The organism is Pseudomonas sp. Leaf127, assembly GCF_001423155.1.
GTDB classification, from domain to species: Bacteria; Pseudomonadota; Gammaproteobacteria; order Pseudomonadales; family Pseudomonadaceae; genus Aquipseudomonas; species Aquipseudomonas ovata.
In genome coordinates, this window is record NZ_LMOA01000020.1 from 504,736 (window position 1) to 526,529 (window position 21,794).

The following is a 21,794-nucleotide window of genomic DNA, read 5'->3' on the forward strand; positions in this document are numbered from 1 at the left end:
TTTCTGCAAGGAGCCAGACCATGGCTGATCTCTACGACAACCCGATGGGCCTGATGGGCTTTGAATTCATTGAGCTGGCCGCGCCCGCGCCTGGCATTCTGGAGCCGGTGCTGCACAAGCTGGGCTTTACCGAAGTGGCGACTCATCGCTCCAAGGCGGTGAGCCTGTACCGCCAGGGCGATATCAACCTGATTCTCAATAATGAACCGCACAGCCTGGCGTCGTACTTTGCTGCCGAGCATGGGCCTTCGGTGTGCGGCATGGCGTTCCGGGTCAAGGACTCGCACAAGGCCTACGAGCGCGCCCTGGCACTGGGTGCCCAGCCGCTGGACATCGCTGTCGGCCCCATGGAGTTGCGCCTGCCGGCGATCAAGGGCATCGGTGGCGCGCCGCTGTACCTGATCGACCGGTTTGGTGAAGGCACCTCGATCTATGACATCGACTTCAATTTCATCGAAGGCGTCGACCGTCACCCGGTGGGCGCCGGGCTCAGGTTCATCGACCACCTGACCCACAATGTGTACCGCGGGCGCATGGCCTACTGGGCCGGGTTCTATGAAAAACTGTTCAATTTTCGCGAGCTGCGCTACTTCGACATCAAGGGCGAATACACCGGCCTGACCTCACGGGCCATGAGCGCCCCTGACGGCATGATCCGCATTCCGCTCAACGAAGAATCGTCACGCGGTGCCGGGCAGATCGAAGAGTTCCTGATGCAGTTCAACGGCGAAGGCATCCAGCACGTGGCGTTCTGCACCGATGACCTGCTCAAGACCTGGGACGCACTCAAGGCGTTGGGCATGCCGTTCATGACGCCACCGCCGGACACTTACTACGACATGCTCGAAGAACGCCTGCCGGGGCATGGCGAGCCGGCAGACCAGCTCAAGGCCCGTGGCATCCTGCTGGACGGCACCTGCGAAGGCGGCCAGCAACGGCTGTTGCTGCAGATCTTTTCCGGGACCTTGCTGGGGCCGGTGTTTTTCGAATTCATCCAGCGCAAGGGCGATGAGGGCTTTGGCGAGGGCAATTTCAAGGCGCTGTTCGAGTCCATCGAGCGTGATCAGGTACGGCGTGGGGTGCTGGCAAGCGAATGATGGCGATGGCACAAGAACAACATCAGGAGACCGCCATGACAACCCTGCCTGCCTTGAATTACCAGTCCGGCTTTGGCAACCATTTCACCAGCGAGGCGCTGCCCGGCGTGGTGCCGGTCGGGCAGAACTCGCCGCAGCGCCCGGCACTGGGGCTGTATGCCGAGCAGTTTTCCGGCACGGCCTTCACCGTGCCGCGCAGCGAAGCGCGGCGTACCTGGATGTACCGGATCATGCCGTCGGCGGCCCACCCGGCCTACACGCCACTGACGCGTCAGATCCGTGGCAGCGAGGACGGCACGCCGACCCCCAACCGATTGCGCTGGAACGCCTTCGACGTACCGGCCGAGCCCACCGACTTTCTTGATGGCCTGGTGGCCCTGGCGCGTACCGCCGCCGCCGAGCAGGCCGAAGGGGTCAGCATCTATGTCTATGGCGCCAACCGCTCGATGCAGCGCGCGCTGTTCAATGCCGATGGCGAATGGCTGATCGTGCCGCAGCAGGGGCGCCTGCGCATCATCACCGAACTGGGCCTGATCGAGGTGGCGCCACAGCAGATCGTGGTGCTGCCACGCGGGCTGAAATTCAGTGTGCACCTGCTCGATGCCACGGCACGTGGCTATATCTGCGAGAACCATGGCTGCCCGTTGCGCCTGCCGGAGCTGGGGCCGATCGGCAGCAATGGCCTGGCCAACCCGCGTGACTTCCAGGCCCCGTGCGCCTGGTTCGAGGATCGCCAGGAACCGATGGCGCTGGTGCAGAAATTTCTTGGCAGGCTATGGACCACCACCTTGAGCCATTCACCGTTCGACGTGGTCGGCTGGCACGGCAATAACGTGCCGTACCGCTATGATCTGCGCCAGTTCAATACCCTGGGCACGGTCAGCTTCGATCACCCGGACCCGTCGATCTTTACCGTGCTGACCTCGCCGGGCGCCGTGCCGGGCCAGGCCAATGTCGATTTCGTGATCTTCCCGCCACGCTGGATGGTGGCGCAGAACACCTTCCGCCCGCCGTGGTTTCATCGCAACCGGATGAACGAATTCATGGGTCTGATCGAAGGTGTCTACGATGCCAAGGCGGCAGGCTTCATGCCCGGCGGTGCGTCGTTGCACAACTGCATGAGTGCCCACGGCCCCGATCACCTCACGGTGCAGAACGCGATGGCCGCTGACCTGGTGCCGCACAAGATCGAAAATACCCTGGCGTTCATGTTCGAGACCGGCAAGGTCCTGCGGCCCAGCCACCATGCGCTGGCGTGCCCGCAACTGCAAAACGATTACGACCACTGCTGGGACGGCATGGCCCGCACCTTCGGGCGGGAGCCGCAGGCATGATCACTACGATGCAACGCCGCAGCTGGCTGGCCTCTGCCAACGGTCACCCGGACTTTCCCTTGCAGAACCTGCCGCTGGGTATTTTCAGCCATGGTGATGAGCGCCGTCGGGGCGGGGTAGCCATCGGCGACCAGGTGCTGGACCTGGGGGCGGCCGTGCAGGCCGGGTGGTTCGAGGGGCTGGCCCACACGGCTGCCCACATCGCCAGTGGGCCGAGCCTCAATGCCTACTTTGCCTTGGGCGCACCGGCCTGGCAGGCATTGCGCCGCGCCTTGCAGGTGCTGTTCGACCAGGACAGCCCGCACCCCCAGGCGCTGGCGGCCTGCCTGGTGCCCATGAGTGAGTGCCACATGCATCTGCCTGCACAGGCAGGCGACTACACCGACTTCTATGTTGGCATTCATCACGCCACGAATGTCGGCACCCTGTTTCGCCCGGACAACCCGTTGCTGCCTAACTACAAGTACGTGCCCATCGCCTACCACGGGCGGGCGTCGACCCTGTGTGTTTCCGGCACGCCGATCAGCCGGCCCCATGGCCAGATCCTGCCGCCGGGTGAGTCGGTGCCGGTGCTGGCGGCGTGTCGCCGGCTGGACTATGAGCTGGAGCTGGGTGTCTGGGTCGGACCCGGCAATACGCAGGGCCAGGCCATTGCCATTGCCGATGCGCCCAGGCACATTGCCGGTTTCTGCCTGCTCAACGACTGGTCGGCGCGTGATGTCCAGGCCTGGGAATACCAGCCTTTGGGGCCGTTCCTGTCCAAGAGCTTTGCCACCAGCCTGTCGCCCTGGGTGGTCAGCGCCGAGGCACTGGCGCCGTTTCGCCGTGCACAACCGGCGCGACCGGCCGGTGACCCGGCGCCTCTGGACTATCTGTTCGATCCGGCCGACCAGCAGGGCGGCGCGCTGGACATCGAGCTTGAGGTGCTGCTGCTTACCGAGCGCATGCGCCAGCAAGGGACGCCGCCGCAACGCCTGGGGCTGAGCAACAGCCTGCACATGTACTGGACCGTGGCGCAGATGATCACCCACCACAGCGTCAACGGCTGCAAGCTGCAGGCCGGAGACCTGCTGGGCACTGGCACCTTGTCCGGTCTGCAGGCCAGTGAACTGGGCAGCCTGCTGGAAATGACCCTGGGCGGCCAACAGGCCGTGGTGCTGGATAACGGCGAAGAACGACGGTTTCTGCAAGACGGCGACGAAGTGATCCTGCGCGCCCGCTGCCGGGGTGAAGGGCAGGTGTCGATCGGTTTTGGCGAATGCCGGGGACGGGTGGTGGGGTAGGGTGCATGGGTCATGAGTTCTGACTCGGACCCTGATTCAAGGCAACTGATACCAGCCCAGAAACAGGTCCAGCGCCGACTCCACGACATCATGGCGTTTTTGTTCGTCCAGCAACGGGGCGTTGAGAGTCAGTTGTGGCCAGAAGGCAAAGGCCTTGAGCAGGGCGTGGATCTGGCTGGCGGCAAAGTCCGGGTCGACGGTCTTGAGACGGCCATCCTGCTGGGCCGCACGGATCCACACGGTGAAGGTTTCTTCACGCTCATTGAGGCGGTTCATCCAGTCCTGGGCGCGGTCCGGCGAATGCATGGTCGCCCCCAGCACCACACGGGCCAGGTCCAGGAAGTTGCTGTCGTTGAGCGTGTCCATCTTGACCTGCAGCAGGTCGCGCAATTGCTCGCGCAAGCCGCGCTCTGCGCTGTAGGCCGCGTCGGGCCGGGGCGCCGCGCAGATCCACAGGCGCTGGAGGATCTCGGCGAACAGTTCTTCCTTGCTCGGAAAATGGTTATAGACCGTGCGCTTGGACACCTGCGCACGGGCGGCAATACGGTCCATGCTGGTGACTTCGAACCCCCGGTCGCGAAACTCGGCAATGGCTGCCAGGACAATGGCTTCGCGTTTCTGGTCGGTCAGGCGTAGGGGGGTGCTCATAAGGTCCGTGGCTTCAAACGTGCGTTTAGAGAAAATTACACTCGGCAGTTTACTTGCCTCACGCATTCCTGCAAGCTTAAAACTACACCGTGTAGTGTAATTGTTTCGTCTTGTTACCTTGCCTTCATCGTCATTCGTACACCCAAGGAGCTGCGCCCCATGGCCAAGACCCACCGAACCCCGGACGTCACGACCTTGCCTGTCTTGCCTCGCGAGCAGGGGCGCTACCGTAATCAGGCGGCGATGAAGCCCCTGAGCCTGATGCGCACCCTGGGCGTGTTCTGGGACCAGTTGTTCAATAAACCCGCCGGCACCCGTCCGGCCGGTCCGATTCCCGTGCAGGCCTTGTCGCGCCAGCAATTGCTGGCGGCGCCCGACAACAGTGTCTGGCGCCTGGGCCACTCCACCGTACTGCTCAAGCTGCGCGGCAAATTCTGGCTGACCGACCCGGTGTTCGCCGAGCGGGCCTCGCCGGTGCAATGGGCCGGTCCCGAGCGCTTTCACCAGCCACCGATCAGCCTTGCCGACTTGCCGCCGCTGGAGGCGGTGATCCTCTCGCACAACCATTACGATCACCTGGACCACATGACCATCCAGGCCCTGCAAGCCCGGACCGCGTATTTCCTGGCGCCGCTGGGCGTGGGCGACACCTTGGTGCAATGGGGCGTGCCGGCCGGCAAGGTGCGTCAGTTGAACTGGTGGCAGTCCACAGAAGTGGCGGGCATCGAATTCATTGCTACCCCGTCACAACATTTTTCCGGACGCAGCCTCTGGGACAGCAACCGCAGCCTGTGGTGTTCCTGGACGATCATTGACGGTTCGCAGCGGATCTTCTTCAGTGGCGACACCGGTTATTTCGATGGCTTCAAGCTGATCGGCGAGCAGTATGGGCCGTTCGACCTGACCCTGATGGAAACCGGGGCCTACAACGTGCAATGGCCCATGGTGCACATGCAGCCTGAAGAAACCCTGCAGGCGCACAAGGACCTGCGCGGGCGCTGGTTGCTGCCGATCCATAACGGCACCTTCGACCTGGCCATGCACGAATGGCATGAACCGTTCGACCGCATCCTGGCGCTGGCCTGGGAGAACAACGTCAACATCACCACACCCAGGATGGGGCAGGCGTTTTATCTGCAATACCCCAGCCACGGCGACACCTGGTGGCTGGAGGTCGACGAGGCGCCCGAGCCTGGCGTACAGCCCAAGGCGAGCCCGTTGCGGTGCAGCGGCCATTGCGCCGGTCGGCGGCAGAACGCCTGATCCTGATTTTTCGATAGCGCGCGCTGTTTTCTGATTTGCACCCGTCGTGCACCGTTTTGCCTAATGAGGGCCTGACCCGGACAGGAGAGCCCCGTGCAAGACGCCCCAAGCACCCCATTGCCCATGACCCGCCTGCAGCGCTTCGGGCTGCTGGCCTGCCTGATCGGTGTCGCCCTGAACCTGCGCCCGTCGATGGCTGCGGTGGGGCCTTTGCTGTCGGCGATTCGCCTGGAGATACCGCTGGGGTTCGGCCTGGCGTCGCTGCTGACCATGCTGCCGGTCATGGCCATGGGGCTGGCGATGTTCTTCGGCCTGCGCCTGGCCGGCCATTTGGGGCTGTACCGCAGCATCAGCCTGTCGCTGTGGGTGATCGGCCTGGCCACCGTGGCACGTCTGTTTGCCGACTCCAGCCTGTACCTGATTGTCAGCGCCGTGCTGGCAGGTGTTGGCATTGCCATGGTCCAGGCCTTGATGCCAACCCTGATCAAGACCCGCTTCAAGGACCATGTGTCGCTGTGCATGGGGCTGTACGTGACAGCGATCATGGGCGGCGCGGCGCTGTCGGCGTCACTGGCGCCCTCGGTGCTGAGCCTGACCGGCAGTTGGCGGGTGGCGCTGGCCATCTGGGCGGTTTTGGCAGGTGTGGGCCTGATGCTGTGGACCTGGCAGCGCCGCCGCCTGCACGACGGCAGCGCGCCGGTCTCCACGCGTGGGGTTTCGTTTGCCCGTGTGCCGCGGGCCTGGACGCTGGGCGTGTTCTTCGGCCTGGGCACGGCGGCCTACACCTGTGTACTGGCCTGGCTGGCGCCTTATTACGTGGAGCAGGGCTGGAGCGAGCAACACGCCGGCCTGCTGCTGGGCTACCTGACCCTGATGGAAGTGGTATCGGGGCTGGTGGTGCCGGCCCTGGCCAACCGCAGCCGCGACAAGCGCCGGGTCGTGGCGGCGTTGCTGGGCTTGATGCTGTGCGGCTTTGCCGGCCTGATCCTGGCGCCGCAACAGGCCAGCCTGGTGTGGGCCAGCCTGTTGGGGCTGGGCATTGGCGGGTTGTTTCCCATGAGCCTGATCGTGTCCATGGACCATGTGGAGGACCCGCAAGGCGCCGGGGCCTTGACCGCGTTCGTGCAGGGCATCGGTTACCTGATCGCCAGCCTGTCGCCCTTGCTGGCCGGGATACTGCGCGACCAACTGGGCAGCTTCAGTACCGCCTGGTGGTCATTGCTGGTCGTGGTCGCGGTCATGCTGGCGATGGTGGTGCGTTTCGACCCGCGGACCTATGCCCGCCACCTGCAAGTCAAGGCAGAGAAGGCGCCGGTGCCTGCCGCCTGAAAGGGTTTGATGCTATTGTGCTATCGGCGGATCCGATCAGCGCCGGCGAGACCTCACCATGCTCAACAGCAACGCCCTTCGCAAACTGGACATGCAGGACCTGATGGTCTTCGTGTCGGTCTATGAGCAGCGCAACCTGACCCTGGTGTCCGAGGCGCTGCATGTCAGCCAGTCGACCGTCAGCTACTGCCTGAAAAAAATGCGGGCCCAGTTTGACGATGACCTGTTCATCAGCACCCGCAACGGCATGCACCCGACCCGCAAGGCGGTGGCCATGCTCAGTCATGTGCAGCAGATCCTGCATCAGGTCAATCTGTGCCATGACGGGCTGATGACCTTCGACCCGCGCCAGCAAGCCATCACCTTCAACCTCTGTGCGCCGGAGTATTTCGAACTGCTGGTGTTGCCGCACCTGATGCGCGGTTTCGACGAGGCGGGGTTTGCCGTGACCGTCAATGTGCACAAGCTCGACCGGGACCTGCCGGCCGATGCCCTGCAGGATGGCCGCTACGACCTGGCCTTGTGCTTTGGCCCGGGTTTTCATCGACTGCCGGCCGGGTTGTGCAGCCAGGTGCTGCTCGAGGACGATCTGGTGGGGGTGATGGACCGCCAGAGCCTGCCGGTCGATGCCCGGCTGGAACTGGAGGCCTACGCCGCCAGGCGGCACGTCTACCCCACGCCGTGGACCTCGGACAACAACATGGTCGATGGCTGGCTGCGCCAGCAGGGCCTGACCCGCGAGATTGCCGTGCGCAGCAACAGCTACCGTGCGGCCTTGCAACTGCTCGAAGGCAGCGATTGCGTGCTGGCGCTGCCCCGACGCATCGAAGCCCTGCTGGGCAACGAGCCCTGGCTGGGCGTGTGCGAACTGCCGTCGCAGTTGCCAGGCTTTACCCTGGACATGATCTGGAGCGAACAGGCCGAACGCCTGGAAGCCAACGGCTGGCTGCGCGAGCAGGTGGTCAAGGTCTGTGCGGCAAGAGGGCTGTTATAAGCTACTGAGGACCTTCCTCTGCAGTGCCATCGGACTGCTCCCGTGGTCTTGGCTGCTCGCCTTTTTCATTGGCCTGCTTGTTCTGCTCACCCACGTTGCCGGCGTTTTCCGGCTTGTGGTCGAGGTCTTCGCGTTGCGCGTGTTCTTTATCGTTCGCGGCAGTCATGGTCGTTCTCCATCAGGGAATCACTTGAGATTGGGCCGCAGCCGATGCACAAGATTCCCTGAATCGCTCACTCGCCTGTCTCTTGTGCCGGGGCACCGAACAGCGCAGTCCAGTAGATACCGGCATTGCTTTTCGGGTCGGCGGCATAGGCGGCGCCCACCTCGCTGTAGCCAGGGTTCATCAAGGCTGCGCAATGACCGGGACTGGCCAGCCAGCCGTCGACCACCTTGCGCGCGTTGTCTTGCCCGGCGGCGATGTTTTCGCCGATCTGCTGGCCCAGGTAGCCGGCCAGTTCGGCGCGATCACCCGGGGTGTCGCCGTTACGGCCCTTGTGGTCGAAAAAGTTGTTGTTGGCCATTGAGCGGCTGTGACCTTCGGCAGCGGCGGCCAGGTTGGCGTTCCAGCTCAGCGGGGCGGCCGCGTTGAACGCTTGCTCGCCACATTGGCGTGGCTGGCTGCGGGCAGTATTGAGAAAACTCAGAATGGCCTGGCCTTCGCTCTGCGAGGGGCCCAGGCGCGAGGTCAGCAGCGGGCGAGCCAGCACGATGCGCCAGTCGCGGCCTTCGCGGCTGATACCGATGTCGACGAATTGCGGGTCGAGCACCACCTGGCAGAAGCTTTCGCGGATCGCCTGCATGGCGGCCTCGGCATCACGCGGGCCCGACAGGGTGATGGCCTGAACCGTGACCATCGGATAGGACGCCTGGGTCATGGCCTGGCGCAGATCGATGGTGTTGCTGACCGGCATGATCAGGCGCGGATCGCGTGCCAGCGGCGGCAGTTCGGCCGAGGCCTGCCCGGCACAGGGTTGCACCTGGCTGCGGTAACTGTTGATCGATTCCTGCAGGCGGCCTTCTTCACGGGCCATGACTTCATCGGCGGTGGCCATGGCGCTGAACGTCAGACTCAATGACAACGCCGCAAGCGGCACAAGGGTGGATATCAAGCGCATGGAGAACTCCCTTACAACAGTGGGCACATGATGCGCGATTTCACCGGCTGCGGCGACCTGCCTGGCTTCGCGTTATCATCGTGAGCCTCTGACAACGGATCACGTCATGCAACTCCCGGACCTTAATCTTTTGATCGCCCTCGACGCTTTGCTCGATGAGGGCAGTGTGGTGGGCGCGGCGCGGCGCATGCACCTGAGCCCGGCGGCCATGAGTCGGACCCTGACCCGTATCCGTGAAGCGCTGGGCGACCCGGTGCTGGTGCGCGCCGGCCGCGGCCTGGTGCCCACGCCCCGGGCACTGGCCTTGCAGGCCCAGGTGCGCGAGTTGCTGGAGCAGGCCGGCCAGGTGTTCCAGGCCCGTGACGAGGTGGACATGAGCACCCTGCAGCGGTGTTTCAACGTGCGCTCCAACGATGTGTTCTTCGGCACCTTCGGCGCCCGCCTGATGGACGCCATGCGCGCCGGTGCACCGGGCTGCACCTTGCGTTTCGTGCCCGAGGGCATGGGCGACGACGATGCCCTGCGCGAGGGGCACATCGACCTGTACATCGCCTCGCGGCGCAATTTCGGTCCGGAAATCAAGATGCAGAGCCTGTTCACCACGCGCTTCTGCTGCCTGGCAAGGGAAGGGCATCCGATTTTCGAGGCGCCCATCACGCCTGAGCGCTTTGCCGCCTTCGACCATGTCAGCGTCTCGCGCCGTGGCCGTGCCCAGGGGCCGATTGATCCGGCGCTGGCGGCGTTGGGGTTGCAGCGTCGGGTGGCGCTGATCACTCCGCATTTTCACTCGGCCATCTTCGGCGTGGCCGGTTCAGACCTGCTGTTGCCGCTGCCGGAGCCGGTGATCTGGGGCATGCAGGGGCTGGGGCTGCGCATGCGCGCCTTCGAGATGCCGCTTGATCTGGAAGAAGTGACGGTGATCCAGGCCTGGCACCCGCGCTTCGACAAGGACCCGGCGCACCGCTGGCTGCGCCAGACGCTCAAGACGATCTGCGCGGTGCTGCCTGGCTAGCCGGGCCATTCACCTGCGCGCGATGGCTGGCCGGTCCACGCGTACGGCTTCAGGGCTTCCAGAATCGCAGGCTTTGCAGATGGCGTTCGATATCGTCCATTTCATCCTCCCCGAGCGTCGCGTCAAACTTTCTGCTGATGATCTTTCTGGCCTTGGCCAGCCGATGAGTGACGTTTTCATCATCAATGAAATCGGTGGTGGCTTTGCGGTACTGCGCGACAGGTTTGTCGCGGTAGTAACTGCCCATTTGATGCAGCGAAATCAGGATGAACTCTATCTCTGCCAGCACTTCAAGCGCTTCTTCGCCGGTCAGGGCAATGTGTTTGTTGCTTTCGAGCATGGTGTTCTCACAAAAATCCGGTTTGGCTGAGCAGTCCGGCTCACAGTCATGCCGGTAATGGGTGTTCATCAAACATCGGCCTGTTCAGCCGTGGCCTGCATCCGCCATGGCTTGAGCCACAGCCCCAGCCCGGCCAGCAAGGCCGCACCATACAGCGTGGCGAGGGTCAGTTGCAGCACGATCGATTGCAGCGGGTGCAACAGCAGCGCTGCCAGCAGCATGACGAGCATGGCCAGCAGCCCATGACGGCGCCAGGGCGTAACCTGCGTCAATCCCTGGCGACGCAGCAACAGCGCACCGGTGAGCAGCGCACCACCCAGCGCCGCCAGGGCAATACCATCGATGCCCAACGCCCAGGGCAGCAGCGCCAGCAGCACGGCATTGCACAGGCTACCCAGCAGTTCGCAGTTCAGCGGCAGGCGGGTGTCGCCGTCGGCATAGGCATAACGCGCCAGCAAGGCGTTCCAGGCATTGAACAGCAACGGCGTGGCAAACCAGGCCAGCAGGGCCGGCAAGGGGCCGCCGTGGGTCTGTTGCGGCAACAACAGCACCACCAGCGCGCCGGCCGCGCCGATCAGCCCGGCCACCGCCGGCAAGGTCAGCAGCGTGGCACTGGCCAGGCCGCGTCGCAACAGGTCCAGGCGTTGCTGGCCGGCGCTGGCGCTCATCAGGCCAAGCAGCACCTGGTTAAGGCTCATCAGCGCAATCAACGGCAGGTTGATCAGCTTGCGCGCCAGGTTGATCCAGGTCACCGCGCCTTCGCCGAGCAACGAGGCAACCATGCGCTCCAGCAGCGCCAGGCCCTGGCTGGCCAGGTTGCTGCCCAGCAAAGGGCCGATCCGCTGCAGCAGTTCACGTACCGCGAAGGTTTCGGCGTCGCGTTGCCAGGGTCGCCAGCCAAGGCGGCACAGGCTGGGCAGCAAGACGGCGGGCATCAGCAGGCTGCCGAGCAGGCAGGCACCGGCCAGGCCCATCGGGCTGGCGACATGGCCCTGGACCGCCAGGTACAGCACCGGCGGCAGGTTGAACAGCAGCGAGCCGAGCCCGGCCAGGACAAAGCGCGCCCTGGCCTGCAACGGCACGCACAGCAAGGCATGCAGGACAAAGCCCGGTGCGCACCAGGCCAGCCATTGCAGGCTGTTGGCCGCTTGCGCATAGGCCCCGGCCTGCAGGCCCGGACCGATCAGTCGCACCCACAACCCCGAACCCATGCTCAACAACAGCCCCAGCAACACCGCGCCCAGCACCAGCGGCAGGGTCAGGCCGGCCAGCCAGCGCCGTTGCTGGTGCTCATCGCGCTGCTGATAAAGCGGCAGCGCTGCAGCGCTGAGCAACCCTCCGGCCAGGGCCATGCGCAAGGCCTCAGGGAGGAACATCGACACCAGGAAAGCATCGCTTTGTGCCCCGGCACCCCAGGCCGCGACCAGCAGCCATTCACGGGCAAAGCCGGCGGCCAGGCCGGTAAGGGTGGCCAGGGTCAGCCACAGGGTCGAGCCGAGCACGGTGCGCGGGTCAGTGGAACAAGGTGAACAGGCCTTTGCCGCCCACCTTGTACTTGAGGTTGCGCGCCCGTTCGCCCTTGATCTCGGCATTCGGACCACTGACGATGGCGTACGGCGGGATGGGCTTGGACACCACGCTGGCGCCCCCGACCACCGCGCCCTCGCCGATGTCGGCGCCGAACGACAGCAGGGCGCGGCTGCAGATCCAGGCGTAGTCGCCGATGAACACCGGTCCCCCGACTGCCCAGAATTCCGGCGCCTTGAGGTCATGGCCGCCGGCGATGATCAGCACATGCGAGGCGATGGTCACGTGGTCGCCGATGATCAGCCCGCCGCGTGCATCGAGCTGGCAATGCCAGCCGACCGTGCTGTCGGCCCCGATGCGCAGGCTGTCGACGCCCAGCACCTCGGTGTTGCGCCATACGGTGGAGCCCTTGCCGATCTTCGCACCGCCCAGACGCAGCCAGGCCAGACGCAGGGTATGGCTGGGAATCTTGCAGATCAGCAGGTTGTACAGCTGCTCCCACACCCGCAGCATACGGTCGCGCAGGGTCGGCCAGTTGATGCCGTACAGCGGAATCAGCGCACCGTGCATCTCGCTGGCCAGCAACCGATAAAAGCGCCGTGCCAGAGGCGGCTCGATGCGCGGCTCGATGTTCAGGTAGCAGATGAATGACAGGGTGGTGTCCTTGATGCGCGTTTCGAAGGCCACCTCGTTGTCGAGCATCCACTGCCAGGTCGCTTGCAGCTCCTCAAGGCTGACGCCCATTTTCTCGGCGTACTGGGGCAGCGCCTCGCGCAGGTTGTGCGAGTGCATCAGGCGATGTTTCATGGACGTTCTCCCGGATCGGGTTGCGCAACGTGGGATTTGAAATCGGCCACCACCCTGGCGCGCAGGCGCCTGGACTCATGCAGGCTGATGCCGACAAACAGCCAGAACAGGGCGACCAGCACGCTGGTGAAGCTGAAGTAGTGGTCGAACAGGCCGCTGAACAGCGCCGCCAGCACGCCGCTGAGGGTGCCCAGGGCAATGGCGTTGTCGGCGGTCAGCACAATCGCCCCTTTAAGCGGACGTACCTGGCGCCACCAACTGACGCTGACCGCGATAAACAGCAGCATGCCAGGCAGGCCGAGCTTATAGACGAAGTTCAGCCACAGGTTGGAAATGCCGAACTCGGTGTAGTTGACCACTGGCGGATCGACCTTGAAGCCGATGCCGAACGGGAAGGTGGCCACGGCATCGGGAAAGTGCGTGTACTCCAGAAAGCGAATGGCGGTGCTGGCGTCGTCGTCGGAAAACAGGCTCATGATCCGGTCTTGCAGCGGCGGGTAGAACAGCAGCAAGGCAATGCCGGCAAACACCCCGGCCAGCAGGATACGGCCCAGGTGCGGAATGCGCCGCCGGGCCATCCACAGCATGATCGCCACCAGGCTCAGCAGTGCGCCGCGCGAGCCGGTCAACAGCAGGCCGGTCACCCCCAGCACCGCCACGGCCAGCGCCACGCTGCGCGGTCCGCCACTGCGGGTCATGCCGAAACAGAACGCCAGTGGCACGATCATCGCCAGTGCCCCACCGGCCACGTTGGGGTGCATCCACGGCGAGCCCATGCGGTTGGCCAGCGCCGTCAGGCTGCTGCTGAGGACATCGACGCCGCTGTAGCCGAGCACGCTCAGCACTGGAATCATCGACACCGCCGAGCGATTGACCAGAAATACCGGGATCGACAGCAACAACATGGCCAGGGTGCCGAGCATGACGGCCATGACCAGGCGTTCCAGGGTCTGGCGGTCGAGCAACAGGCGCGGCACCAGGAACAACACCGACAGGTTGAACAGCCAGCGCACCCAGTTGATCGGCCCGTTGCCTTCGGCAACCACGGTCACTTCGCCGATCACGAACGGGAAGGCGCTGTAGAGCATCAGTACCAGCAGCAGGCGCTCGGTGCGCAGCATGGCGGGCAGCCTGGGCTTGTCGAAGAACATCGATTGCAGCAGGTAACTGCCCCAGGTCAGCATGATCAGCGCTTCGGACACCGTGGTGCGCACCCCGATCTGGATGGTCGAATAGGGTATGAAGGTGCCCAGCACGCAGAACAGCAGCAGCCCCAGTTGCGGGCGGCGCACCACGGTGACGACCGACGCCATCCCGGCCAGTACCAGCAGCACCATGGGCAGCGGTGCCAGCCAGATCAGCAGGCCGAAGATCACCGCCACGATTACGCCAAGGGGCAGGGCAATGGGCATCAGCGCAAGGTCTCCAGGGCGGCATGGATTCGCTGCCTGAAAGCGTCCACGCCATACTGCGCGGCCCAGTCCTTGAGCGGCTGTGGATCTTCAGGGCCGGCGCTGGCCAGCACACCCATCAGGCGCACCAGGGCGGCACTGTCGCCGGGGACAAAACGCGGGCTGTCGGGCGGGGTGATTTCATCCAGCGACGAGCCGCTGGCCACCGCCACGGGCGTACCGGTGCCCAGCGCCTCGATCACCGGCAGACCGAAGCCTTCGGCCCGCGACGGGTGCCAGAGCCGCTCGGCCTGTGCATACACAGCATGCAGTTCGGCGTCCTGCAGCCCGCGCAGCCCATGCAGGCCCGGCAGGCTGCGTTGCGCGGGGCTCAGCGGCTCATCGCCGCCCACCAGCACCAGGTCCGGCACCTGCGCGGTGCGCAGACGGGCGGTCTGCCAGGCCTCGACCAGCCAGGCGATGTTCTTGCGCGGCTCGCGGGTGCCGACGCACAGCCAGTAGCGCTCGGGCAGGCCCAGGGCGCCGATGTCGGCAGGTTCCCCGGCAAAGCCTGCGACCACATGCGGCAGGACCCGCAGCTTGTCCTGTGCCCAGGGAAACAACCGCCGGGCCTCGTCGGCGGTGAATTGCGACGGCACCCAGACCTGATCGGCCACACGCAGCGAATGAGCGATCGACAGCCGGTCGGTGTGGCGGTACACCTGCGCCTTGAGCCTTGATCCGTGGCTGTTGTTCTCCGTCAGCTGGAACAGATCATGCAGTTGCAATACGTACTTCAGGCCGTCGGGCTTGCGGCCCAGCGGCAGGCCCATGTTGATATTGGCCACATACAGCTCGATGCCGGCATCGCGCAGCGCACCGGGCAGAAACAGCCCTTCGAATCTGAGGCGCTCGGGCAGGCGGTGCACCGCATCGAGCGGGGTGGCCCAGCGCGGCGCGAAGATCCGCTTGCGGATCGGGTGGTCATGGGGCGCCACGCCGAACAGTTGCAGGCTGACCTGGGGATGGGCACGAAAGGCCGCTTCCAGGGCCAGGTTCTGCCGACCGATCCCGCTGAACGGGTAACCGGCAGCGGCACGGTAATCAAGACCTATCTGCATGAGCGCGCTCCAGGCTGAGGGGGCGTGAGTCGGGTATAGAGGCCTTCGAGCTGGGCGGCCGCCACCGACCAGTCATGGCGTGCACGCACATAGGCACGACCGGCTTCGCCGATCTGCGCCAGGCGCAGGGGGTTGTCGATGGAGTCGCTGATCAGTTGCGCCAACGCCTCGGCCTGCTCGGCGCCCAGATAGTGCTCGGTGTTCTGTACCGCCAACCCCGAGACGCCCTGGCGGGTGGTCATGACCGGCAGGCCGGCGGCCATGGCTTCGAGAATCTTGAGCTTGGAGCCGCCGCCCTGACGCAGTGGCGCAAAGAACAGCGCCGAGCGGCCCTGCAAGGCACGCAGGTCTGGCACATAGCCCAGCCATTCGATGCGCGGGTCGGGCCATTGCTCGCGCCAATGGGCCGGCAGGGCGAAACCGGCGAGGGTCAGGTGTACGTCGGGCTGCAGGGCCCAGACCCTGGGCATGATGGCCTGCAGCGCCCAGTGCACCGCATCCACATTGGGCGCGTATTCGTAGTTGCCGATAAACAACAGGTGACGGCTTTCGCGGTTGGGGTGCACGCTGGCGTAATAGCCGCAATCGACGCTGTTGACCACGATCGACACCGGCTTGCCACTCAGGCGCGACAAGGCCTTGGCGTCGTCCTCGGTGACCGAGATCAACTCGTGGGCCTGGCGGAACACCCGCGCTTCCCAGCGCCGGTAGCGCCAGCGGTCATACACCGCGAACGGCGCCGCCCAGCGTGGCAGCTTGTCGTAGCTGGCCGCGCCCAGGGCCGATTCGACGTTGTGTTCGGTGAGGATGAACGGCTTGCCACTGCGTTGCAGGGCGCGCTCGAACGGCTGAAAGGCGTAGGTGTGCTGGATCTGGATCACGTCCCAGTGTTCTTGCAGCAGTGCCTCGAAGGTGCGCTCCAGTTCGGGCGCATAGCCGTTGATGCTGGCCAGCATCGGTGCGGGCGCGAAGGCCACCGCCAACAGTGTGCGCAGGCTGCGCAACGGGCGCCGGGGCAGCACGATCAGGCGCTCCAGCCAGGGCTCCATGGCCTGCCGGCATTGCGGGTCAAGGCCGGTCTTGGACTGCACCAGCAAGGTGATGCGGTGCCCGCGCGCGGCCAGGTTGCGCAGCAGGTGGTATTCGCGGGTCTTGCCGCCGCTGGTGGTCGGCCAGGGCAGGTACGGCAGGGTCCAGAGAATGCGCATGGCTCAGGGCTTCCATTCCAGGATCTGCAGGGTCGGGCGCAGCGCCAGGGTCACGCCTGCACGGCTGGCCAGCGAGTTTCGTGTGCCGTCCAGCGGATCATGGACCACGGCTTCCCGAATGTTCGGGAAGGTCAGGCTGGCACTGCTGGCGCTCCACACCATCAGCAGGCGCGTGCCGTCCGGGCGGCTCCAGGGCACGGCGTACAGGTCGCGCGGGACACTGCTGACCGCTGGCGGGTCGGCAGGCAGCAGGCGCGGGCCGGTGATGGCCAGGAAGTTCTGCAAGGCCAGGTACACAGGTTTCGGCCGGGCCTGCAGGTCAACCAGTCCATAGCCCTGGTCGCGGGCGCTGGCACGTTCGTCCAGATCGCTCAGGTTGAACAAAAAGATGCGCTGGTAATCCATGGCGCTCATCAAGGCCAGGCGGCGCAGGGTGTAGTCGGCCTGGCCGCGCAAGCCGATGATCGCCTGCATTTCCACCGGCCCGGCATAACTGGACCAGCCCCATTCGGTGGCCCAGACGTTTTGCACACCGTTGCCGTGCAGCAACTGGTTCATGGCATTGCCGCGCACCAGGAAGTCGCGGTCGGGCGGCGAGTCGCCTTCGGGGAACTCCGAGTACGGGTGGTAGGCGGCGACAATGTTCTGCTGGCCCAGGCCGCCGTCGACCAGGGTCTGCAGCAGGTAGCCCGGGGTGCTGTGCATCTGGCTGTAATAGGCCATGCCGGCGGTGGCGACCGACTTGCCCGGTGCCACGCTGCGGATGGCCTCGGCGGTGACGCTGAGCAGGCGGCCATAGGCGACCGGGTCTTCCTTGGGGCGCCAGATGATATTGGGCTCGTTCCACACCTGCCAGGTGTCGACCTGCGGGTAGCGCTGGGCCAGGCGCGCCATGCGCGAGGCGAACAGGGCGAAGTCGACGGGCGGGTACTGGTCGCGGCTTTCGGCATCCAGCGGTGCGCTGCTGGCGAACGGTGCCGAGCCGACCAGGTACGCCAGGGTCTTGTAGCCCCGGCTCTGGATCGCGGCCATGGCCGCGTCCACGGTCTGCAATTGAAACTGATCGCGTACCGGTTCGATCAATGGCCAGTGCAGGGTCAGGCGCACCCAGCCCAGCCCGAGGGCATCGAGGCGGTCCATCTGCTGCTGGTAAACCTCAGGGGCGAAATAGGGGAACTGCACGTTGACCCCCAGAAAGTCGCGCCACTCGACCGGGCGCGGGGCCTTGAGCACCGTCTCGGCCAGGCCTTCGCCGGTGTAGGCAAGGCCGGTGGCCAGCAGCGCGGCCGCCAGCCAGGGTGTGGAAGGGACGTGCATGGTCATTCACCTCGCCTGACAGGCATGCTGGAACATTTCGCGAAAGCGCTCGGCCGTGTGTGGCCAGACCCTGTGCCGGCCCAGTTGCGCGGCGTGCCCGGCCCAGTCCTGGGCCTGATGCGGTTGGCTGCACAAGTGCGCCAGCGCCTGGCCCAGGGCCGCGACGTTACCTTGCGCGTACAGCGCGCCGTTGCCATGCGAGACCTCCTCGGCAAACGAGCGGGCATCGGAGGTGATCACCCCACGCCCGCAGGCCACGGCCCACGACAAGGCCCCGCTGGTGCCGCGCAACTGGCCCAGCAGCCTGAGCTTGCTCGACTCGCGGTACGGCAGGACCATCACATGGTGGGCCTGGATCACGCTGGCAATGTGCTCGGCCGGCAGGTCCAGTTGCCAGTCGATCAAATCGCTCAAGCCCAGTTGGCGGATGCGCAGGCGCAACTGGTCGAGGTAACTGCCGGCGCCGGCGAAGGCCATTTCCGGCTCGCTGCCGCCGGCCAGGGTCAGGCGCACGCTCTGGCGCAGGGCCGGCTGACTGACGAACAGCCCCGCCAGCGCGTCGAGCAGGTCCTCGATACCTTTGCCACGGTAGATAAAGCCGAAGTACAGCAGGCGCAGCGGTTGCAAGGGCGGCAGGGGCACGGGTGCGATGTCCAGGTTGCCGTGGGGGATAACCACCATTTGTTGCTCATGCAAGCCCATGCGCTGGCGCAGGCTCTGGCTGCCGGTGCGCGTCAGCGTCACCAGGCGGGTCATGCCCCTGGCCAGTTGCCGTTCCTGACGCAGGCACAACGGGTCGGCCAGGACGGTGGCCACCTGTGTGGCAGGGGCTGGCAGGCGGTTGGCCAGCGACAGCGGCCAGGGCAGGCTTTCCAGGCGCCAGACCAGCCGCTCCGGGTCATGCACGGTGGCGGTCAGCGGCAACCCTGGCCAGCGCTGGCGCAGGGTCTGCAAGGCGCGAAACTCGGCCAGCCGGCCGCCGCCCAGTTCAGCGTGCACCAGGTCGATGCCTTGCCAGTCGGTGTCGAGCACCCGCTGCCGGGCCTGTCGGGGGTCGTTGCCCACGCCCTGCAAGGGTGTCAGTACCTCGACATCCAGCGCCTGCAAGGCCTGGCGCAGATGGCCGGCATAATCGGCAATGCCGTTCTGTTCGGGCGGCAGCGGGGCGAGCAGGGCAATACGCATCAGGCACGGCTCCCCAGACGCTTGATGAACCTGAGCACTTTTTCCGGCACTTCGAAGCGGCGACGGTTGAGAATGATGCCGTCGACCCGCTTGAAGGCGGTGTTCAACGTGGTCAGGGCGTCTTCGAGCATCGGCACGGTGGTCTGTTGCGCACGCACCACCAGCACGATCAGGTCGGCCTCGCGCAGCAGTACGAACGGCTGGTCGTTGCCGTACAGGCCCGAGGCGTCGATCAGGACGATCTCGCCGGGGCTGGCCGGGCCCGCGCCTTCTGTGCGTACACGGTGGCCGTGTTCGACCAGCACGTTCTTCAGGCGCGCAATCACGAACTTCACCCCTTCGCCGGGGTGCTCGGAAGTAAAGCCGATGGCCAGGCCTCTTTCCGCTACCTGCTGGAGCGGCAGGATGCCGTACACCCGGTGCAGGTGCGAGGTGAACGCCGCACTGCGTTCCTGGGCGCGTTCCAGGTCTGGCAGGCTGGTCCACACCGGCACCCCGAAGCGGCTTTCGATCTTGTCGCCGTCGTGGATGCGCTGGTCCAGCAGGTAGAAGAAGTACAGCGCCAGCAGGCCCACCAGCAGACTCAACGGCAAGGCCAGCAACAGCATCAGCATGCTTTTGGGGAAGACCCGGCTGGGGTTGAGGGTGGCTTCTTCGATCAGGGCGATGTTGCTGATCTGGCTGTTGTCCAGCTCACGGTCGATACGGGCCTTTTCCAGGCTGTCGGAATACAGGGCGTAGCTTTTTTCGGCGGCGTCCAGTTCGCTTTGCAGGCGCGACAGTTCAGGTTCCAGGCTCAGGGCCTGTAGCCGGTCCTTTTCCAGTTGGGCCAGTTGCGTGTCTTGCTCGGTCAACTGGGTCAGCAGCCGCGCATAGCTGGTCTGCTGGTCGGCGTAGACGTTCTGCATGCGGTTGTAGATCGGGTTGGGGGTGATGCTTTCCGAGCGCTGTACGGTCGTTTCCTGCTCCTTGAGCAACTTCTTGATGTTATCGATTTCCTCGCTGATCGCCCGGATCGGTGGGGCGGTGTCGAAGAAGGTCCGGCGCAGTTCCTGGCGCTCGACCTCCTTGGCGTTGATGCGGTTCTGCAGGTCTTGGCGGTTAGGATTCAAGGTCAGCTCGCGACCGGCGGAGACGGTCTTGGGCTGACTGGCCAGTTGTTTTTTCAGGGTTTCCAGGCCGGCCTTGGTCGAGGCGATGGCGCGGATGGTGTTGTTGCGTTCGGTGCGCAGGTCGTTCAGGCCCTGGGAGGTATCGGCCAGGCGCTGGGAAATGCTGACGGCGCCCAACTGGTTGAGGTAGGTCTGGATCTGTTTCTTGTAGACGATGATATTGGCGCCGGTTTCCTTGACCTCGGTGTCGAAGAACGTATACAGGCTGACCCGGCCCAGGGTCTTGGTGCGTTGCAGCTGGTACTCCTCGATCCAGTTGCGCAGCACGTCCTGGGCCACGGCCGGATCGTCCCAGGTGAAGGTCAGTTCCATGACCGACGAGCCTGGCTCGTGGCGCACCTTGAAGCCCTTTTCCAGGTTCTCGGCCAGGCGCTCGGCTGCCGAGCGCCGTTCGGCCAGGCCGATCAGTTCGAACAACCGGTGCACGGTGTCGAACACTGCGTAGACCGAATCCTTGAGCAGGTTCTTGACCGAACCCATGAAGCCCGCTTCTTCCCGGGCCTTGGACATTTCGGCCAGGTATTTTTCGGCCACCGTACGGGTGATCGGTCGGCCGGTGAGCATCCGTTCTTCGTCCAGCAACGGGTCGCGCAAGGCACTGGGCAACACGATCGACTGGCGGTTGGACAGCTCGATCGGCACCGTGCTGCTGTCGCGGCCAGGCTTGACCAGCAGCAGGGCGGTGGACTCGTAGCGGTTGGGCAGCAGGAAGGCACCCAGCACCACGATGACAAACGTCACCAGCACCGTGGTCTGCACTTCACGCCTGAAAATGAAAAACAGGCGCAGCAGATCACGAAATGAACGGATGTTGATCATGTGTCTTTTCCCTGACAGTTAGTTCTGCAACTCGTAATTCACGCCAAAGCCCAGGGACTTGGAGAACGGGATCAACTGGTTGAAGTACAGGTTGACGCCATCGGCCTTGTTGCCGACCGTGGATTTGGGCACGAACACCACATCGCCGCGTTGCAGCAGCACCGGGCCCCGGGGCGCCTGGGGGCTGGACCAGAGCATCTTGCTGTAGTCGAAAAAATAGGTCTTGTAGAGGCCGTTGTCTTCCTGGCGCAGCAAGGCCACTAGTTGCGCGTCGCCGTCAGGGGCCACGCCGCCGGCCCCGATGATGGCCTGGTCCAGGGTGGTGGCGACGGTCACCGGCAGGTTGGTCGAGTTGCGCACCGCGCCACCGATGAACACCGTGTTGCCCGGCGCCTGGTTGATGTTGATGGTCATCGCGGTCTCGCGATAGATGCCCTTGAGCTGGTTCTGCAGGTGCGCGGTCAGTTGCGGGACGGTCAGGCCGGCGGCTTGTACGGTGCCGACCCAGGGATAGGAAAAGGTGCCGTCGGTGAGCACCTGAAACAGCGTCAGTTCATAGAGGGTGTTGGCCGTGAAGGCCGAAATGGTCGGCGGCTCGCCGGTGTTGCGCACGATACGCAACGTGTCGCCGGCTCGAATCTTCTGCGCCGGCAACGGCTTGCCGGCCAGCGCAAGCCCGGCGGTGCGGCCGGCCTCGATCAAGGCGCTGTCGTCCGGTACGCCGACCCTGGCCGGGGTGTTGCAGGCACCGAGCGCCAGCAGGCAGGCGGCCAGCAGCACGGATTTGAAAGGGCGCATATACATCCGATCCATGAATACAGCTCCCTGA

20 protein-coding genes are annotated in these 21,794 nt (G+C 64.9%); 7 read left to right on the forward strand and 13 right to left on the reverse strand.

All coding sequences use genetic code 11. The annotated features are described in order from the left end of the window. Window positions 1-20 precede the first annotated feature (20 nt). From hppD to fahA, 3 genes are read left to right on the forward strand one after another with little or no spacing between them, the layout of a single operon-like run. Window positions 21-1,097, forward strand: coding sequence for a 4-hydroxyphenylpyruvate dioxygenase (hppD, locus tag ASF84_RS12970; protein WP_056838908.1), 1,077 nt, complete (start codon window positions 21-23; stop codon window positions 1,095-1,097). Between the two features lie 35 nt (window positions 1,098-1,132). Beyond that, window positions 1,133-2,431, forward strand: coding sequence for a homogentisate 1,2-dioxygenase (gene hmgA, locus ASF84_RS12975; protein WP_056839089.1), 1,299 nt, complete (start codon window positions 1,133-1,135; stop codon window positions 2,429-2,431). Further along, window positions 2,428-3,714 (forward strand): fumarylacetoacetase, encoded by a 1,287-nt coding sequence (gene fahA / locus ASF84_RS12980; RefSeq protein ID WP_056838910.1) that lies wholly within the window; start codon window positions 2,428-2,430, stop codon window positions 3,712-3,714. Before hmgA ends, fahA begins: the two co-directional genes overlap by 4 nt. Window positions 3,715-3,750: 36 nt before the next feature. On the opposite strand, the gene ASF84_RS12985 is transcribed toward fahA, so the two are convergent. After that, window positions 3,751-4,362: a TetR/AcrR family transcriptional regulator gene (locus ASF84_RS12985; protein WP_056838912.1), complete on the reverse strand. Its 612-nt coding sequence runs from the start codon at window positions 4,360-4,362 to the stop codon at window positions 3,751-3,753. A 159-nt stretch (window positions 4,363-4,521) separates the two neighbouring features. Between ASF84_RS12985 and ASF84_RS12990 the strand changes: the two genes are divergently transcribed. The 3 genes from ASF84_RS12990 to ASF84_RS13000 all read left to right on the forward strand — a co-directional run bounded on the left by ASF84_RS12990 (window position 4,522) and on the right by ASF84_RS13000 (window position 7,948). Continuing rightward, a complete protein-coding gene (locus ASF84_RS12990) occupies window positions 4,522-5,625 on the forward strand; it encodes an MBL fold metallo-hydrolase (RefSeq protein WP_056838914.1) in 1,104 nt (367 codons plus the stop codon). A gap of 123 nt (window positions 5,626-5,748) precedes the next feature. Beyond that, window positions 5,749-6,954 carry a cyanate transporter gene (locus ASF84_RS12995; RefSeq protein ID WP_056838916.1) on the forward strand — a complete coding sequence of 402 codons (1,206 nt, stop codon included), beginning with the start codon at window positions 5,749-5,751 and terminating at the stop codon, window positions 6,952-6,954. Window positions 6,955-7,012: 58 nt separating this feature from the next. Next, window positions 7,013-7,948 carry a LysR family transcriptional regulator gene (locus ASF84_RS13000; protein WP_056838918.1) on the forward strand — a complete coding sequence of 312 codons (936 nt, stop codon included), beginning with the start codon at window positions 7,013-7,015 and terminating at the stop codon, window positions 7,946-7,948. Window position 7,949: 1 nt separating this feature from the next. Here the strand turns inward: ASF84_RS13000 and ASF84_RS29475 are convergent, their stop codons facing one another. Continuing rightward, window positions 7,950-8,114, reverse strand: coding sequence for a hypothetical protein (locus ASF84_RS29475; protein WP_164708306.1), 165 nt, complete (start codon window positions 8,112-8,114; stop codon window positions 7,950-7,952). Between the two features lie 67 nt (window positions 8,115-8,181). Further along, entirely contained in the window at window positions 8,182-9,066 is an 885-nt protein-coding gene (locus ASF84_RS13005) for a CAP domain-containing protein (protein WP_056838919.1), read from the reverse strand. 106 nt (window positions 9,067-9,172) lie between these two features. Between ASF84_RS13005 and ASF84_RS13010 the strand changes: the two genes are divergently transcribed. Next, window positions 9,173-10,078 (forward strand): LysR family transcriptional regulator, encoded by a 906-nt coding sequence (locus ASF84_RS13010; protein WP_056838921.1) that lies wholly within the window; start codon window positions 9,173-9,175, stop codon window positions 10,076-10,078. A gap of 49 nt (window positions 10,079-10,127) precedes the next feature. Here ASF84_RS13010 and ASF84_RS13015 read toward each other — a convergent pair whose 3' ends face one another. The 10 genes from ASF84_RS13015 to ASF84_RS13060 are packed head-to-tail and all read right to left on the reverse strand — an operon-like array spanning window position 10,128 to window position 21,763. Next, complete coding sequence (locus ASF84_RS13015; protein ID WP_236709418.1) at window positions 10,128-10,487, reverse strand: hypothetical protein; 360 nt, start codon at window positions 10,485-10,487, stop codon at window positions 10,128-10,130. Then, entirely contained in the window at window positions 10,487-11,920 is a 1,434-nt protein-coding gene (locus ASF84_RS13020; RefSeq protein WP_056838923.1) for a lipid II flippase MurJ, read from the reverse strand. The genes ASF84_RS13015 and ASF84_RS13020 overlap by 1 nt, the downstream gene beginning before the upstream one ends. 10 nt (window positions 11,921-11,930) lie before the next feature. Then, window positions 11,931-12,752 (reverse strand): acyltransferase, encoded by an 822-nt coding sequence (locus ASF84_RS13025; protein ID WP_056838925.1) that lies wholly within the window; start codon window positions 12,750-12,752, stop codon window positions 11,931-11,933. After that, window positions 12,749-14,164, reverse strand: coding sequence for an O-antigen ligase family protein (locus ASF84_RS13030; protein WP_056838926.1), 1,416 nt, complete (start codon window positions 14,162-14,164; stop codon window positions 12,749-12,751). The genes ASF84_RS13025 and ASF84_RS13030 overlap by 4 nt, the downstream gene beginning before the upstream one ends. Then, the gene (locus ASF84_RS13035; RefSeq protein ID WP_056838928.1) at window positions 14,164-15,264 is read right to left on the reverse strand and encodes a glycosyltransferase family 4 protein; all 1,101 of its coding nucleotides are present in this window, start codon (window positions 15,262-15,264) and stop codon (window positions 14,164-14,166) included. Before ASF84_RS13035 ends, ASF84_RS13030 begins: the two co-directional genes overlap by 1 nt. Further along, window positions 15,255-16,472, reverse strand: a complete 1,218-nt coding sequence (locus tag ASF84_RS13040; protein ID WP_056838930.1) for a glycosyltransferase family 4 protein — start codon at window positions 16,470-16,472, stop codon at window positions 15,255-15,257. Before ASF84_RS13040 ends, ASF84_RS13035 begins: the two co-directional genes overlap by 10 nt. Before the next feature lie 3 nt (window positions 16,473-16,475). After that, window positions 16,476-17,789, reverse strand: a complete 1,314-nt coding sequence (locus ASF84_RS13045; RefSeq protein ID WP_056839093.1) for a hypothetical protein — start codon at window positions 17,787-17,789, stop codon at window positions 16,476-16,478. 6 nt (window positions 17,790-17,795) lie between these two features. Beyond that, on the reverse strand, window positions 17,796-18,974 hold the full coding sequence (locus ASF84_RS13050) for a glycosyltransferase (RefSeq protein WP_056838932.1): 1,179 nt from the start codon (window positions 18,972-18,974) through the stop codon (window positions 17,796-17,798). Beyond that, on the reverse strand, window positions 18,974-20,965 hold the full coding sequence (locus ASF84_RS13055) for an exopolysaccharide transport family protein (protein ID WP_056838934.1): 1,992 nt from the start codon (window positions 20,963-20,965) through the stop codon (window positions 18,974-18,976). Before ASF84_RS13055 ends, ASF84_RS13050 begins: the two co-directional genes overlap by 1 nt. Window positions 20,966-20,983: 18 nt before the next feature. Continuing rightward, complete coding sequence (locus ASF84_RS13060; RefSeq protein ID WP_056838937.1) at window positions 20,984-21,763, reverse strand: polysaccharide biosynthesis/export family protein; 780 nt, start codon at window positions 21,761-21,763, stop codon at window positions 20,984-20,986. Window positions 21,764-21,794: the final 31 nt, after the last annotated feature.